The organism is Enterobacter sp. MGH 38 (genome assembly GCF_000492855.1).
Taxonomy (GTDB): Bacteria; Pseudomonadota; Gammaproteobacteria; order Enterobacterales; family Enterobacteriaceae; genus Enterobacter; species Enterobacter hormaechei_C.
The window spans coordinates 834,682-851,459 of the sequence record NZ_KI535607.1 but is presented as its reverse complement, the minus strand read 5'-3'; the positions used below and the strand labels follow the sequence as shown (position 1 = coordinate 851,459).

The 16,778-nt window shown below is 57.8% G+C and carries 12 protein-coding genes; 10 read left to right on the top strand and 2 right to left on the bottom strand.

Features of this window, described 5'->3' with window-relative positions:
* The first annotated feature begins 2 nt into the window (after positions 1-2).
* Entirely contained in the window at positions 3-1,343 is a 1,341-nt protein-coding gene (gene gntU, locus L384_RS16800) for a gluconate transporter (RefSeq protein WP_003861572.1), read from the top strand.
* Between the two features lie 79 nt (positions 1,344-1,422).
* Here gntU and yhgN read toward each other — a convergent pair whose 3' ends face one another.
* Positions 1,423-2,016 (bottom strand): NAAT family transporter YhgN, encoded by a 594-nt coding sequence (gene yhgN, locus L384_RS16805; protein WP_003861574.1) that lies wholly within the window; start codon positions 2,014-2,016, stop codon positions 1,423-1,425.
* 177 nt (positions 2,017-2,193) lie between these two features.
* Between yhgN and asd the strand changes: the two genes are divergently transcribed.
* The 6 genes from asd to glgP all read left to right on the top strand — a co-directional run bounded on the left by asd (position 2,194) and on the right by glgP (position 12,905).
* Entirely contained in the window at positions 2,194-3,297 is a 1,104-nt protein-coding gene (asd, locus tag L384_RS16810) for an aspartate-semialdehyde dehydrogenase (RefSeq protein WP_003861575.1), read from the top strand.
* A gap of 239 nt (positions 3,298-3,536) precedes the next feature.
* The gene (glgB, locus tag L384_RS16815; protein ID WP_023323834.1) at positions 3,537-5,723 is read left to right on the top strand and encodes a 1,4-alpha-glucan branching enzyme; all 2,187 of its coding nucleotides are present in this window, start codon (positions 3,537-3,539) and stop codon (positions 5,721-5,723) included.
* Positions 5,720-7,693 carry a glycogen debranching protein GlgX gene (gene glgX, locus L384_RS16820; protein WP_023323833.1) on the top strand — a complete coding sequence of 658 codons (1,974 nt, stop codon included), beginning with the start codon at positions 5,720-5,722 and terminating at the stop codon, positions 7,691-7,693. The genes glgB and glgX overlap by 4 nt, the downstream gene beginning before the upstream one ends.
* 17 nt (positions 7,694-7,710) lie before the next feature.
* Positions 7,711-9,006 carry a glucose-1-phosphate adenylyltransferase gene (gene glgC / locus L384_RS16825; RefSeq protein ID WP_003861582.1) on the top strand — a complete coding sequence of 432 codons (1,296 nt, stop codon included), beginning with the start codon at positions 7,711-7,713 and terminating at the stop codon, positions 9,004-9,006.
* Positions 9,006-10,439, top strand: coding sequence for a glycogen synthase GlgA (gene glgA / locus L384_RS16830; protein WP_003861584.1), 1,434 nt, complete (start codon positions 9,006-9,008; stop codon positions 10,437-10,439). Before glgC ends, glgA begins: the two co-directional genes overlap by 1 nt.
* 18 nt (positions 10,440-10,457) lie before the next feature.
* Positions 10,458-12,905: a glycogen phosphorylase gene (gene glgP / locus L384_RS16835; protein WP_023314966.1), complete on the top strand. Its 2,448-nt coding sequence runs from the start codon at positions 10,458-10,460 to the stop codon at positions 12,903-12,905.
* A gap of 87 nt (positions 12,906-12,992) precedes the next feature.
* Here glgP and glpD read toward each other — a convergent pair whose 3' ends face one another.
* Entirely contained in the window at positions 12,993-14,501 is a 1,509-nt protein-coding gene (glpD, locus tag L384_RS16840) for a glycerol-3-phosphate dehydrogenase (protein WP_023314965.1), read from the bottom strand.
* Between the two features lie 254 nt (positions 14,502-14,755).
* Here glpD and glpE point away from each other — a divergent pair, with 254 nt between their 5' ends.
* The 3 genes from glpE to L384_RS16855 are packed head-to-tail and all read left to right on the top strand — an operon-like array spanning position 14,756 to position 16,741.
* Positions 14,756-15,088 (top strand): thiosulfate sulfurtransferase GlpE, encoded by a 333-nt coding sequence (gene glpE, locus L384_RS16845; RefSeq protein ID WP_003861590.1) that lies wholly within the window; start codon positions 14,756-14,758, stop codon positions 15,086-15,088.
* A gap of 47 nt (positions 15,089-15,135) precedes the next feature.
* Positions 15,136-15,966 (top strand): rhomboid family intramembrane serine protease GlpG, encoded by an 831-nt coding sequence (gene glpG, locus L384_RS16850; protein ID WP_003861592.1) that lies wholly within the window; start codon positions 15,136-15,138, stop codon positions 15,964-15,966.
* A gap of 16 nt (positions 15,967-15,982) precedes the next feature.
* Positions 15,983-16,741: a DeoR/GlpR family transcriptional regulator gene (locus L384_RS16855; protein ID WP_003861593.1), complete on the top strand. Its 759-nt coding sequence runs from the start codon at positions 15,983-15,985 to the stop codon at positions 16,739-16,741.
* Positions 16,742-16,778 lie beyond the last annotated feature (37 nt).

Below are 16,778 nucleotides of genomic sequence, written 5' to 3'. Positions count from 1 at the left end.
TTTTGAGTACATTAACGCTAGTTTTGACAGCAGTGGGTTCCGTATTGCTGCTGCTGTTTTTAGTGATGAAGGCACGTATGCACGCCTTCGTTGCTTTGATGGTGGTTTCTATTGGTGCTGGTCTCTTTTCCGGCATGCCGCTCGACAAAATCGCGGCGACGATGGAAAAAGGGATGGGCGGCACGCTCGGCTTCCTGGCCATTGTGGTGGCACTGGGCGCGATGTTTGGCAAGATTTTGCACGAGACGGGCGCGGTCGATCAGATTGCGGTCAAGATGCTGAAATCCTTCGGGCACAGCCGTGCGCACTACGCGATTGGTCTGGCAGGGCTGATTTGTGCACTGCCGCTGTTCTTTGAAGTGGCCGTTGTGCTGCTGATAAGCGTCGCATTCTCCATGGCGCGCCATACCGGTACTAACCTCGTGAAGCTGGTCATTCCGCTGTTTGCGGGCGTGGCGGCGGCGGCGGCGTTCCTGCTGCCGGGGCCTGCGCCGATGCTGCTGGCCTCCCAGATGCATGCTGACTTTGGCTGGATGATCCTGATTGGCCTGTGTGCGGCGATCCCGGGGATGATTATCGCCGGTCCGCTGTGGGGAAACTTTATCAGCCGTTACGTTGAGCTGCACATTCCGGACGACATCACCGAGCCGCACCTGGGCGAGGGTAAAATGCCGTCCTTCGGCTTCAGTCTGTCGCTGATCCTGCTGCCGCTGGTGCTGGTGGGCCTGAAAACCATCGCTGCACGCTTTGTGCCGGTGGGGTCAACCGCTTACGAATGGTTCGAATTTATTGGTCATCCGTTCACTGCGATTCTGGTGGCGTGTCTGGTCGCGATTTACGGCCTGGCAATGCGTCAGGGCATGCCGAAAGACCGCGTGATGGAGATCTGTGGTGCCGCGCTGCAACCGGCGGGGATTATCCTGCTGGTGATCGGGGCGGGCGGCGTGTTCAAGCAGGTGCTGGTGGATTCCGGCGTTGGCCCGGCGCTGGGCGAAGCGCTGACCGGAATGGGCCTGCCGATTGCGGTCACCTGCTTTGTGCTGGCCGCGGCGGTGCGTATCATTCAGGGCTCCGCGACCGTGGCGTGCTTAACCGCCGTGGGTCTGGTAATGCCGGTGATTGAACAGCTGAACTACTCCGGCGCGCAGATGGCGGCGCTCTCTATCTGTATCGCGGGTGGTTCGATTGTGGTGTCTCACGTGAACGATGCAGGCTTCTGGCTGTTCGGTAAATTTACCGGCGCAACCGAAGCGCAAACCCTGAAAACCTGGACGCTGATGGAAACCATCCTCGGCACGACGGGTGCGGTTGTCGGGATGATTGCGTTTACGCTGCTGAGCTAATCCCGGTTTGCTCCCTCTCCCACGGGGAGAGGGAGCAAACACTAAAAACGGCAATCAAGGATTGCCGTTTTGCTTTTACCTATCCTTTCATCCACGCCCGTATCCCGTCCAGGAACATCTGCGTTGCCATCATTACCAGAATCAGCCCCATCAGGCGCTCCAGCGCGTTCACCCCTTTCTCACCCAGCAGGCGCAGGAATAGCGACGACTGCAACAGGATAATAAACGTCCCGCCCCAGGCGATCAGCAGGGCAATCACCAGATGGCTCATCTGATTCGGATACTGATGCGACAGCAGCATCAGCGTGGCCAGAATCGTTGGCCCGGCGACCAGCGGAATCGCCAGCGGCACGATAAACGGCTCTTCACCCGCAGGCAGGCCGCTGCTGCTGCCCTCCGCGCTCGGGAAAATCATCTTAATGGCAATCAGGAACAAAATGATCCCGCCGGAAATGGAGACCGTTTCGGCGCGTAAGTTCAGGAAAGCGAGAATTTTTTCACCGGCGAACAGGAAGATAAACATCACCAGCAGGGCGATGAGCAGCTCGCGGATCATGATCGCCCGACGGCGCTTCGGCTCGGTGTGCTTCAGCACCGACATGAAGATCGGCAGATTACCGAGCGGATCCATAATCAGGATCAATAAAACCGCTGCGGAAATGATTTCACTCATCTTAAATTATCCCTGATACTTATTGTGGTCATTGCGATGATTAGCACTTTTTCTGATTGCCGGGCAATCATCGATTAATTTCGCTTGCGACTTTGGCAGCATTTTGTAATGTGAAGCATATCCCAGTTCAATACTGGCTTGCACAATCAGCACACACCCCTTGCAGGAAAAAATGCTATGAAAAACGTTGGTTTTATCGGCTGGCGCGGTATGGTCGGCTCTGTACTCATGCAACGCATGGTTGAAGAGCGCGATTTCGACGCCATCCGCCCGGTCTTCTTCTCCACTTCCCAGCTCGGCCAGGCTGCACCGTCCTTTGGGGGTACCACAGGCACGTTGCAGGATGCTTACGACCTGGAGGCGCTGAAGGCACTCGACATTATTGTGACCTGCCAGGGCGGCGATTATACCAACGAAATCTATCCGAAGCTGCGTGAAAGCGGCTGGCAGGGCTACTGGATTGACGCGGCCTCTTCGCTTCGCATGAAAGACGATGCCATCATTATTCTCGACCCGGTTAACCAGGGCGTCATCACCGACGGCCTGAACAACGGCGTGAAAACCTTTGTTGGCGGTAACTGCACCGTCAGCCTGATGCTGATGTCTCTCGGCGGTCTGTTCGCACAGGATCTGGTGGAGTGGGTCTCCGTGGCGACCTACCAGGCGGCGTCCGGCGGTGGCGCGCGTCATATGCGCGAGCTGCTGACCCAGATGGGCCAGCTGCACCAGAGCGTCGCTGCCGAGCTGGCAGACCCGGCGTCCGCGATCCTCGATATCGAGCGTAAAGTCACTCAGCTCACCCGCAGCGGCGAGCTGCCGGTGGATAACTTCGGCGTACCGCTGGCCGGCGGCCTGATCCCGTGGATAGACAAACAGCTGGATAACGGCCAGACCCGCGAAGAGTGGAAGGGCCAGGCTGAGACCAACAAAATCCTCGGCACCGCGAACACCATTCCGGTTGACGGTCTGTGCGTGCGTATCGGCGCGCTGCGCTGCCACAGCCAGGCCTTCACCATTAAACTGAAAAAAGATGTGTCTATTCCGACCGTGGAAGAGCTGCTGGCCGCGCATAACCCGTGGGCGAAAGTGGTGCCAAACGATCGCGATATCACCATGCGCGAACTGACCCCGGCAGCCGTCACCGGCACGCTGACCACCCCGGTTGGCCGCCTGCGCAAGCTGAACATGGGGCCGGAGTACCTCTCCGCGTTCACCGTTGGCGACCAGCTTCTGTGGGGTGCCGCCGAGCCGCTGCGCCGCATGCTGCGCCAGCTGGCGTAATAATTTGTTAAACACGGGGGGTGATTGTCACCCCCTTTTTTTGCGTACTACATGGAGTAAAACGCAGATGTCTTATTTTTTATCAGGAGGACCCACGACGTTGGCTATGCTTTAAGGAAGATTTATTTCTCACCTGAGGGTAGGGCGGAGCAGAGAGGATTAACTGCACCGTTTAGGTCACATTAAAAGTCGTCCCGGAGCGCGTAAAAAGGGCGACATAAAAAAACAGGATGAATACCATGTCCGATCGTATTTCGAGAGACGTGATTAATGCGCTTATTGCGGGTCACTTTGCCGACCCCTTTTCTGTGCTAGGGATGCACCGTACAGAGGCCGGACTGGAAGTTCGTGCGCTGTTACCGGATGCAACAGAAGTGTGGGTTATCGAACCCAAAACCGGCCGCAAGGTGGGTAATCTGGAATGCCTCGACTCGCGTGGCTTCTTCTCGGGCGTCATGCCCCGCCGTAAAAATCCTTTTCGTTATCAGCTTGCCGTTATCTGGCACGGTCAGCAAAACCTGATTGACGATCCCTATAGCTTCGGCCCGCTTTTAAAAGAGATGGACGCCTGGCTGCTGTCCGAAGGGACCCATTTACGCCCTTACGAAACGCTGGGTGCCCATGCGGATACCATGGACGGTATCACCGGCACGCGTTTTGCCGTATGGGCGCCAAACGCCCAGCGCGTCTCCGTTGTCGGGCAGTTCAACTACTGGGACGGTCGTCGTCACCCCATGCGCCTGCGCCGGGAAACCGGCATCTGGGAGCTGTTTATCCCCGGCGCGCACAACGGTCAGCTCTACAAATTCGAGATGATCGATGCCAACGGCAAGCTGCGCATTAAATCTGACCCGTACGCCTTTGAGGCCGAACTGCGCCCGAATACCGCCTCGCTGATTTGCGGCCTGCCGGAGAAGGTTGTCCAGACGGAAGAGCGCAAGCAGGCTAACCGCTTTGATGCGCCGATCTCCGTCTATGAAGTGCATCTCGGCTCGTGGCGTCGCCACACCGATAACAACTTCTGGCTGAGCTATCGCGAGCTGGCGGACCAGCTGGTGCCGTACGCCAAATGGATGGGCTTTACGCACCTGGAACTGCTGCCGATCAACGAGCACCCGTTCGACGGCAGCTGGGGCTATCAGCCAACCGGGCTGTATGCGCCTACGCGCCGCTTTGGTACGCGCGATGACTTCCGCTATTTCATCGATGCCGCGCACGCCGCCGGGCTGAACGTCATCCTCGACTGGGTGCCGGGCCACTTCCCGTCGGATGATTTTGCGCTGGCAGAGTTCGACGGCACAAAGCTTTACGAGCACAGCGACCCGCGCGAAGGCTATCACCAGGACTGGAACACGCTGATCTACAACTACGGTCGCCGTGAAGTATCGAACTACCTGGTCGGGAACGCGCTGTACTGGATCGAGCGTTTCGGCATTGATGCCCTGCGCGTCGATGCGGTGGCGTCGATGATTTACCGCGACTACAGCCGCAAAGAGGGTGAGTGGATCCCGAACGAGTATGGCGGGCGTGAAAACCTCGAAGCGATTGAGTTTCTGCGCAACACCAACCGCATCATCGGGGAGCAGGTGGAAGGTGCCGTGACCATGGCGGAAGAGTCCACCGACTTCCCGGGCGTTTCCCGTCCACCGTCAATGGGCGGACTGGGCTTCTGGTACAAGTGGAACCTCGGCTGGATGCACGACACGCTCGACTACATGAAGCTCGACCCGGTTTATCGTCAGTATCACCACGATAAGCTCACTTTCGGGCTGCTCTACAACTACACCGAAAACTTCATGCTGCCGCTGTCGCACGATGAAGTGGTGCACGGCAAGAAATCCATTCTTGACCGCATGCCGGGGGACGCGTGGCAGAAGTTTGCCAACCTGCGCGCCTACTACGGCTGGATGTTCGCCTTCCCGGGCAAAAAGCTGCTGTTTATGGGCAACGAATTTGCGCAGGGGCGCGAATGGAACCACGATACCAGCCTTGACTGGCATCTGCTGGAAGGCGCGGACAACTGGCACCACGGCGTACAGCGTCTGGTCCGTGACCTGAACCTGACCTATCGCCACCACAAAGCGCTGCACGAGCTGGACTTCGACCCGTACGGCTTTGAGTGGCTGGTGGTGGACGACCGCGAGCGCTCGGTGTTTGTCTTTGCGCGCCGCGACAAGGCGGGTAACGAGATCATCGTCGCCAGCAACTTCACGCCAGTGCCGCGTGAACACTACCGCTTCGGCATTAACCAGCCGGGCAAATGGCGCGAAATTCTCAATACCGACTCCATGCATTACCACGGCAGCAATGCGGGTAACGGCGGGCTGGTGCAGAGCGATGCCATTGAAAGCCATGGCCGTCCGAACTCCCTGAGCCTGACGCTGCCGCCGCTTGGCACAATCTGGCTGGTGCGGGAGGGAGAATGACGCAGCTTACGGCAGGTAAACCCGAACCGCTCGGGGCGAGTTTTGACGGAAAGGGAGTGAACTTCACGCTCTTTTCCGCCCATGCGGAGCGGGTGGAACTCTGTGTGTTTGATGGGGAAGGTAACGAGCACCGTTACGATTTACCGGCGCGCACGGGGGATACCTGGCATGGCTACCTGGCCGGAGGACGGCCGGGGATGCACTACGGTTTTCGCGTACACGGCCCCTGGGAGCCCTCTCAGGGGCACTGGTTTAACCCGGCGAAGCTGCTGATTGACCCGTGTGCGCACCGGGTGGACGGTGAGTTTAAAGATGACCCGCTGTTCCACGTTGGCTACGGCGAACCTGACCACCGCGACAGCGCGCCCGTCGCGCCCAAAAGCGTGGTGATGCACGATCTCTACGACTGGGAAGACGATGCCCCGCCGCGTACGCCTTGGGGCAACACCGTTATTTATGAAGCCCACGTCAAAGGGCTGACGTATCTGCACCCGTCAATTCCCAAAGAGATGCGCGGCACCTATAAAGCGCTTGGGCATCCGACGATGGTCGCGTACCTGAAGCACTTAGGGATCACCGCGCTGGAGCTGTTGCCCGTGGCGCATTTCGCCAGCGAGCCGCGGCTACAGCGTCTCGGGTTAAGCAACTACTGGGGCTACAACCCGCTGGCGTTGTTCGCCCTCGATCCGCGTTATGCGGTGAATCCTGAGAAGGCGCGGGATGAGTTTCGCGATGCGGTGAAAGCGCTTCACGCGGCGGGTATCGAAGTCATTCTGGACGTGGTGTTGAACCACAGTGCGGAAAGCGATCTTGACGGCCCGACGCTCTCACAGCGCGGAATCGATAACCGTAGCTATTATTGGATCAGGGACGACGGCGATTACGAGAACTGGACCGGGTGCGGTAACACCCTCAACCTCAGTCATCCGGCCGTTACGCATTACGCGTACGAGTGCCTGAAATACTGGGTTGAGACGTTCCACGTGGATGGTTTTCGCTTCGACCTGGCGCCAGTTATGGGGCGCACCCCGGCGTTCAGCCAGCAGGCGCCGCTGTTTGAGGCCATCAAAAACTGCCCGGTGCTTTCAAAGGTGAAGCTGATTGCGGAGCCCTGGGACATCGGCGAGGGCGGTTATCAGGTGGGGAACTTCCCGCCGCTGTTTGCCGAGTGGAACGACCACTTCCGCGATGCCGTCCGCCGCTTCTGGCTGACGCGCGATCTGTCGCTGGGGGAGTTTGCCGGTCGCTTTGCCGGCTCCAGCGATCTCTTTAAGCGTGACGGCAAACGTCCGTCGGCCACCATTAACCTGGTGACGGCGCACGACGGTTTTACGCTGCGCGACTGCGTTTGTTTCAATCAGAAACACAATGAGGCAAACGGCGAGGAGAATCGCGATGGGACTAACAATAACCATAGCTTTAACCATGGTATAGAAGGGTTAGGCGGAAGTCTGGATGTGATCGAGCGGCGACGCGCCAGCGTTCATGCGCTGCTGACGACGCTTTTGTTGTCGCAGGGCACGCCGATGCTGCTGGCGGGCGATGAGCACGGCCACAGCCAGCACGGCAACAACAACGCCTATTGCCAGGACAACACCCTGACCTGGCTCGACTGGGGAGAAGCGAACAGCGGGCTGACCCATTTCACCGCGGCGCTGATCCATCTTCGCCAGCGCATCCCCGCGCTCACCGCCGACCGCTGGTGGGAAGAGGGCGACGGCAACGTTCGCTGGCTGAATAAAGACGCGCAACCGTTAAGCGCGCAAGAGTGGCAACACGGCATACCCTGTCTGCAAATCCTGCTTTCGGATGCGTGGCTGGTGACGCTGAACGCGACGGATGACGTCGCAGAGATTGTTTTACCTGACGGGGAGTGGCGAGCCATTCCTCCCTTTGCCGGAGCGGATAATCCGGTTGTTATGGCTGTCTGGCACGGGCCTGCGCACGGAGTGTGCGTATTCCAAAGATGATAAAAAAGGAGTTAGTCATGGTTAGATTAGAGAAGAACGATCCGTTAATGTTGGCGCGCCAGCTACCATTAAAAACAGTTGCCCTGATACTCGCGGGCGGGCGTGGTACCCGTCTGAAAGATTTGACCATCAAGCGCGCTAAACCGGCCGTTCACTTTGGTGGTAAGTTCCGTATTATCGATTTTGCACTGTCAAACTGCCTGAACTCAGGCATTCGTCGTATTGGCGTCATTACCCAGTATCAGTCGCACACGCTGGTGCAGCACATTCAGCGCGGCTGGTCATTCTTCAGCGAAGAGATGAACGAGTTTGTCGATCTGCTCCCGGCGCAGCAGCGCGTTCACGGGGAGAACTGGTACCGCGGCACGGCGGATGCCGTGACCCAAAACCTCGACATCATTCGCCGCTACAACGCGGAATACATCGTTATCCTCGCCGGGGACCACATCTACAAGCAAGATTACTCCCACATGCTGATCGACCACGTCGAAAAAGGGGCGCGCTGCACCGTGGCGTGCCTGCCGGTGCCTGTTGCGGAAGCAACCGCGTTTGGCGTGATGCATGTAGATGGCGACGACAAGATTATCGACTTTGTCGAAAAACCGGCGAACCCGCCAACCATGCCGGGAGACGACACCAAATCCCTCGCCAGCATGGGGATCTATGTCTTTGACGCCGATTATCTTTATGAACTGCTGGAAGAGGACGACAAAGACGAGAACTCCAGTCACGACTTCGGCAAAGACATTATCCCGAAAATTACCAAAGCTGGCATGGCGTATGCACACCCCTTCCCGCTGTCCTGCGTGCAGTCCGATCCGAATGCGGAACCTTACTGGCGCGATGTGGGAACGCTGGAAGCGTACTGGAAAGCCAACCTCGATCTTGCGTCCGTCACGCCTGAGCTGGATATGTACGACCAGAACTGGCCGATTCGCACCCATATGGAATCGCTGCCGCCGGCGAAGTTCGTCCAGGACCGCTCCGGCAGCCACGGTATGACGCTCAACTCGCTGGTCTCTGGCGGGTGCATTATCTCCGGTTCGGTGGTGGTGCAGTCCGTGCTGTTCCCGCGCGTGCGTATAAACTCATTCTGTAATATCGATTCGGCAGTCCTGCTGCCGGATGTCTGGGTAGGGCGCTCATGTCGTCTGCGTCGCTGCGTTATCGACCGTGCCTGCGTCATTCCCGAAGGGATGGTGATTGGGGAAAATGCGGAAGAAGATGCGCGTCGTTTCTACCGTTCGGAAGAGGGGATCGTGTTAGTAACACGGGAAATGTTGCGGAAGCTGCAAATCAAACAGGAGCGATGATGCAGGTTTTACACGTATGTTCTGAGATGTTCCCGTTGTTAAAAACGGGCGGACTGGCGGATGTTCTTGGTGCACTACCGGCGGCGCAAATTGCCGGAGGGGTGGATACCCGCGTGTTGTTGCCCGCTTTTCCGGATATCCGGCGTGGTATTCCCGATGCAAAGGTTGTTACCCGTCGCGAGACCTTCGCGGGACGTATCACCCTGCTGTTTGGACATTACAATGGCACAGGGATTTACCTGATTGATGCCCCGCATTTATACGATCGACCCGGCAGCCCGTATCACGATACCAACCTGTACGCCTATACCGATAACGTGCTGCGCTTTGCCCTGCTCGGCTGGGTGGGGGCGGAGATGGCCGTCGGGCTGGATCCGTTCTGGCGTCCGAACGTGGTGCACGCGCACGACTGGCACGCGGGGCTGGCTCCTGCGTATCTGGCGGCGAAGGGGCACCCGGCCAAATCGGTGTTTACGGTGCACAACCTGGCGTATCAGGGCATGTATTACGCGCATCATATGAATGACATCGATCTGCCATGGTCGTTCTTTAACATGCATGGGCTGGAGTTTAACGGACAGATTTCGTTCCTGAAGGCGGGTCTGTACTATGCCGACCATATCACGGCGGTCAGCCCAACCTACGCGCGTGAAATTACCCAGCCGGAGTTCGGTTACGGTATGGAAGGGCTGCTGCAACAGCGCCACCGTGAAGGTCGTCTGTCGGGCATTCTGAACGGCGTAGATGAACAGATCTGGAATCCGGAAACGGACCTCCTGCTGGCGGCGCGCTATGGACGCGACTCCGTGGAGGACAAAGCGGAGAACAAGCGCCAGCTACAGATTGCGATGGGGCTGAAGGTCAACGACAAGGTACCGCTGTTTGCGGTGGTCAGCCGCCTGACCAGCCAGAAAGGGCTGGATCTGGTGCTGGAAGCGCTGCCGGGATTACTGGAGCAGGGTGGGCAACTGGCGCTGCTCGGCGCGGGCGACCCGGTATTGCAGGAAGGTTTCCTTGCGGCCGCGGCGGAACATCCGGGGCAGGTGGGCGTGCAGATTGGCTATCACGAAGCGTTCTCGCACCGCATCATGGGCGGCGCGGACGTGATTCTGGTGCCGAGCCGTTTCGAGCCCTGCGGCCTGACGCAGCTCTATGGTCTGAAATACGGCACGTTGCCGCTGGTACGCCGCACGGGCGGGCTGGCGGATACGGTGTCTGACAGCTCCCTGGAAAACCTGGCGGATGGTATCGCCAGCGGGTTTGTTTTCGAGGACAGTAATGCCTGGTCGCTGCTTCGGGCGATCCGGCGTGCTTTCGTCTTGTGGTCCCGTCCATCCCTGTGGCGTTACGTACAACGTCAGGCGATGTCCATGGACTTTGGCTGGCACGTTGCGGCGCAGTCCTACCGCGACCTTTATCAACGCTTGATGTAACGAGGCGAAGTTACTGATATGAATGCTCCATTTAGCTACTCTTCCCCCACGCTCAGCGTTGAGGCGTTGAAACACTCCATCGCCTATAAGCTGATGTTTACCATTGGGAAAGATCCCGTAATTGCCAACAAACATGAGTGGCTGAACGCCACGCTGTTTGCGGTGCGCGATCGTATGGTCGAACGCTGGCTGCGCTCCAACCGCGCCCAGCTCTCGCAGGAGACGCGACAGGTGTATTACCTGTCGATGGAGTTTCTGATTGGTCGCACCCTCTCCAATGCGCTGTTATCGCTCGGGATTTATGACGACGTCAAAAACGCACTGGAAGAGATGGGGCTGGATTTAGAAGAGCTGATTGACGAAGAGAACGACCCGGGGTTGGGTAACGGTGGTCTCGGGCGTCTTGCCGCCTGCTTCCTCGATTCACTGGCGACGCTGGCGCTGCCGGGGCGCGGCTACGGTATCCGCTACGACTACGGCATGTTCAAGCAGAACATCGTGGATGGCCGTCAGAAAGAGTCCCCGGACTACTGGCTGGAGTATGGTAACCCGTGGGAGTTCAAGCGCCACAACACGCGCTACAAGGTGCGTTTTGGCGGGCGTATTCAGCAGGAAGGTAAAAAATCCCGCTGGGTGGAAACCGAGGAGATCCTGGCCGTGGCCTACGACCAGATCATCCCCGGCTACGACACCGATGCGACCAATACGCTGCGCCTGTGGAACGCGCAGGCCAGTAGCGAGATCAACCTGGGTAAATTCAACCAGGGCGACTACTTCGCGGCGGTGGAAGATAAAAACCACTCTGAGAACGTGTCCCGCGTCCTGTATCCGGATGACTCGACCTACTCAGGCCGCGAGCTGCGCCTGCGTCAGGAGTATTTCCTCGTCTCAGCAACGATTCAGGATATCCTTAGCCGTCACTATCAGCTGCACAAAACCTATGCGAATCTGGCGGAAAAAACCGCTATTCACCTCAACGATACCCATCCGGTGCTGTCGATCCCTGAGCTGATGCGCCTGCTGATTGACGAGCATAAGTTCAGCTGGGATGACGCGTTTGAAGTAACCTGCCAGGTGTTCTCGTACACCAACCATACGCTGATGAGTGAAGCGCTGGAGACGTGGCCGGTGGATATGCTCGGCAAAATTCTGCCGCGCCATCTGCAAATCATCTTCGAGATCAACGACTACTTCCTCAAGACCTTGCAGGAGCAGTACCCGAACGATACCGGTCTGCTGAGCCGCGCCTCGATCATTGATGAATCCAACGGGCGTCGCGTACGCATGGCCTGGCTGGCGGTGGTGATCAGCCACAAGGTCAACGGCGTATCAGAGCTGCATTCGAACCTGATGGTGCAGTCGCTGTTTGCGGACTTCGCGAAGATCTTCCCGACGCGTTTCTGCAACGTGACCAACGGCGTCACCCCGCGCCGCTGGCTGGCGCTGGCGAACCAGCCGCTCTCCGACGTTCTGGATGAGAACATTGGCCGCACCTGGCGCACCGATTTGAGCCAGCTGAGCGAGCTTGAGCAGCACATCGATTTCCCGACGGTGAACAAAGCGGTACGGGAAGCCAAGCTGCTGAACAAGAAGCGTCTGGCGGTCTGGCTGGCGATGCATCTGAACGTGGTGGCGAACCCGAAAGCGCTGTTCGACGTGCAGATCAAACGTATCCACGAGTACAAGCGTCAGCTGATGAATGTCCTGCACGTCATTACCCACTACAACCGCATTAAGGCTGACCCGACGGCGGAGTGGGTGCCGCGTGTGAAAATCTTTGCCGGTAAGGCGGCCTCCGCGTATTACATGGCGAAGCACATCATTCATCTCATCAACGATGTGGCGAAGGTGGTGAACCACGATCCGGACATTGGCGATAAGCTGAAGGTAGTGTTTATCCCGAACTACAGCGTGAGCCTGGCGCAGCTGATCATTCCGGCGGCGGATCTCTCTGAGCAGATTTCCACGGCGGGGACGGAAGCATCCGGCACCAGCAACATGAAGTTTGCCCTGAACGGCGCGCTGACTATCGGCACGCTGGACGGCGCAAATGTCGAAATGCTGGAGCATGTGGGCGCGGAGAATATCTTTATCTTCGGGAATACGGCGGAAGAGGTGGAGGCGCTGCGCAAGCAGGGCTACTCGCCGCGTGAGTATTATGAAGAGGATGAAGAGTTACGCCAGGTGCTGACGCAAATCGCCACCGGAGTGTTTAACCCTGAGGAGCCTGGACGCTATCGTGACCTGGTGGACTCGCTGATTAACTTTGGCGATCACTATCAGGTGCTGGCGGATTACCGCAGCTACGTGGATTGTCAGGATAAGGTGGACGAACTGTACCGTCAGCAGGAGAAGTGGACCAGCACCGCGATGCATAACATCGCCAACATGGGCTACTTCTCGTCAGACAGGACCATCAAAGAGTATGCCGAGAATATCTGGCATATTGATCCGGTGCGGTTGTAAAAACAAAGCCCGGTGGCGCTGCGCTTACCGGGCCTACGGGATCGAGTAGGCCGGGTAAGGCGGAGCCGACACCCGGCTTTTTTTCAATTACGACGCCAGCGACAATTCACGCTTTCCCGCATGTTGCGCCAGCCACTGCGCCACGCGAGACTGCTGCTCGGCATTCAGCCACATCCCTTCTTTAGTACGACGCCAGATGGCATCGTCCAGACGGCGCACCCACTCGTGTTCCACCAGGTAGCGCAGCTCGGCTTCGTATAGCTCATGGCCAAAATGCTCGCCCAGATCGGCAATCTCTTTCGCGTCGCCGAGGAACAGTTCGGTGTTGCTGCCGTAGGTGCGGGCGTAGTGGCGCGCCATGCCTTCGGTAATGAACGGGAAGCGGCGACGCAGCTTCGCGGCGTAATCGTCGCGGTTATCGCCGATATCGCCGCCAGGCAGCACGGCGCCTTTCGTCCACGCCGGGCCGATGCCTTTGTAATACGGCGCCAGTTTCTCCAGCGCGTGCTCCGCCAGTTTACGGTAGGTGGTGAGCTTACCGCCAAACACGGAGAGCAGAGGCGCCTGACCGTCAACGTCGTGAATATCAAGCGTATAGTCACGGGTGATGGCCTGCGGTGAGTCAGACTCGTCATCACACAGCGGACGCACGCCGGAGTAGGTCCAGACCACATCATCGCGCGCCAGCTGTTTCTTAAAGTGCGCGTTGTACACTTTCAACAGGTAGCTGACTTCACTCTCGTCGATCTCAACGTTTTTCGGATCGCCTTTGTACTCCACGTCGGTGGTGCCGATGATGGAGAACTCGTCCATCCACGGGATCACAAACACAATGCGCTTGTCTTCATTTTGCAGGATATAAGCCTGTTTCTGGGTATGCACGCGCGGCACCACGATGTGGCTGCCCTTAATCAGGCGGATGCCGTACGGTGAAGGCAGGTGCATGCCGTCGTCGAAGAACTGTTTCACCCACGGGCCGGTGGCATTCACCAGGCCGCGCGCTTTCCAGCTAAACTTCTCGCCGGTATCCACGTCTTCCGCTTCCACAATCCACAGGCCGTTTTCGCGGCGTGCGGCGGTGGCGCGGGTGCGGGTTTTCACCTCGCCGCCTTTCTTCTCGACCATCTGCGCGTTAGCCAGTACCAGACGCGCATCGTCCACCCAGCAGTCGGAATATTCGAAACCGCGCACGATTTCAGGCTTAAGGACCGATTCTGAGCCAAAACGCAAACCGGTTGAACCCGGCAGGCTGGTGCGTTTACCCAGATGATCGTACATAAACAGACCGATGCGGATCATCCACGCCGGACGCAGATGCGGGCGATGGGGCAGGCGGAAGCGCATCGGGATCGCCAGATGCGGGGCCATTTTCAGCAGCACTTCGCGTTCGGCCAGCGCTTCGCTGACCAGGCGGAATTCGTAGTGTTCCAGGTAGCGCAGGCCACCGTGGATCAGCTTGGAGCTGGCGGACGACGTCGCGCAGGCGAGATCGTTAGCTTCCAGCATCAGCACGGATAAACCGCGTCCTGCGGCATCAACCGCAATACCGGCACCGTTGATGCCACCGCCTATCACAATCAGATCTTTGGTTTCCATAACACCCTCATGCACTTTCGTTAAAGCTCAAAAATGTTCGATATCGCTCATAATAGCAAAGGAACGCGCTTTTGGTAACATCAAAAAAACAATTTAGAGTGATATGGATAACATAATGGCGTTTACCCGCCGCCAGGACGTACACTACGGGGTAAAATCGTGCGGTCTGATGCCCTCACCCCAGCCCTCACCCTCCGGGAGAGGGTAGGGTGAGGGGAAAACCGCACCACACCTGAATATAAGATGAGAACACCATGGATCAGTTTGAATGTATTAACGTAGAAGAAGCCCACCAGAAGATGCACCAGGGAAAAGCGGTGCTGGTGGATATCCGCGATCCGCAGAGCTTTGCGATGGGCCACACGCCGGGCGCGTTCCATCTCACCAACGACACGCTGGGCGCGTTTATGCGCGATAACGACTTCGATACCCCGGTGATGGTGATGTGCTATCACGGCAACAGCAGTAAAGGCGCGGCGCAGTATCTGCTCCAGCAGGGTTACGAGGCGGTATACAGCGTCGATGGCGGCTTCGATGCCTGGCATCGTCATTTCCCGGCAGAAGTTGAATACGCGTTTGAGCGCTGATCCCGCTATACTGTCCCCTTTTGTGTGGAAATAAGCGACCGCTGCCCATGTTGATGATCACCTCTTTTAGCAACCCGCGCGTCGCCCAGGCGTTTGTCGACTATATGGCGACGCAGGGCATTATCCTGACTATTCAGCAGCATACACAGACGGATGTCTGGCTGGCAGACGAAAGCCAGGCTGGGCGCGTGAACGCCGAGCTGGCGCGTTTCCTGGAAAACCCGGGCGACCCGCGTTATCTGGCGGCAAGCTGGCAATCCGGCCAGACCGGCAGTGGCCTGCACTATCAACGTTTTCCGTTTCTCGCCACCCTCCGCGAGCGCGCAGGACCGTTTACGCTGCTTTTAATGGTAGCCTGCATCATCGTCTTCATTATTATGAGCGTGGTGGGTGACCAGAGCGTGATGATTGCCCTCGCATGGCCGTACGATCCCTCCCTGCAATTTGACGTCTGGCGCTACTTCACGCATGCGCTGATGCACTTCTCGGTGATGCATATCCTCTTTAACCTGCTGTGGTGGTGGTATCTCGGCGGGGCGGTGGAGAAGCGGCTCGGCAGCGGCAAGCTGATTGTGATCACCCTTATCAGCGCCCTGTTAAGCGGCTACGTGCAGCATAAATTCAGCGGTCCATGGTTTGGCGGGTTATCCGGCGTGGTGTACGCCCTGATGGGTTACGCCTGGCTCAGAGGCGAGCGCGACCCGGATAGCGGCATCTATTTACAACGTGGATTAATAACCTTTGCATTAATATGGCTTATTGCCGGATGGTTTGATCTGTTTGGTATGTCTATCGCCAATGGTGCGCACGTTACCGGCCTGGCGGTCGGGCTGGCGATGGCGCTGGCCGATACGCTCCATGCGCGAAAGCGAACATAATTCCCAGGGATATTTCATGAAACAAACACAACGTCATGACGCCATTATCGAACTGGTAAAAAAACAGGGATACGTCAGTACTGAAGAGCTGGTGGAGCAGTTTGCCGTTAGCCCGCAAACCATCCGTCGTGACCTCAACGACCTGGCCGATCAGAACCGTATTCTGCGTCACCACGGCGGTGCCGCGCTGCCGTCCAGCTCGGTGAACACCTCATGGCATGACCGTAAGGCGACGCAAACGGCAGAGAAAGAGCGTATCGCCCGTAAAGTGGCGAGCCAGATCCCGAACGGCGCGACGCTGTTTATTGATATCGGCACCACGCCGGAAGCGGTCGCCCATGCGCTGCTGAACCACGAGAACCTCCGCGTGGTGACCAACAACCTGAACGTGGCCAACACGTTGATGCAGAAAGACGATTTCCGCATCATCCTCGCGGGCGGCGAACTGCGCAGCCGCGACGGGGGCATTATCGGCGAAGCGACGCTCGATTTTATCTCTCAGTTTCGCCTCGATTTCGGCATTCTGGGGATCAGCGGCATCGACACCGACGGCTCGCTGCTGGAGTTTGATTACCACGAGGTGCGCACCAAGCGCGCGATCATTGAAAACTCACGTCATGTGATGCTGGTGGTGGATCATTCCAAGTTTGGTCGTAACGCGATGGTGAACATGGGCAGCATCAGCATGGTGGATGCGGTTTATACTGATGTGATGCCACCGGCGGGCGTGATGCAGGTGATTAAAGATAATAATTTGCAGTTAGAGTTATGTTGAGAAGCCATTCTCCCTCTCCCTGTGGGAGAGGGCCGGG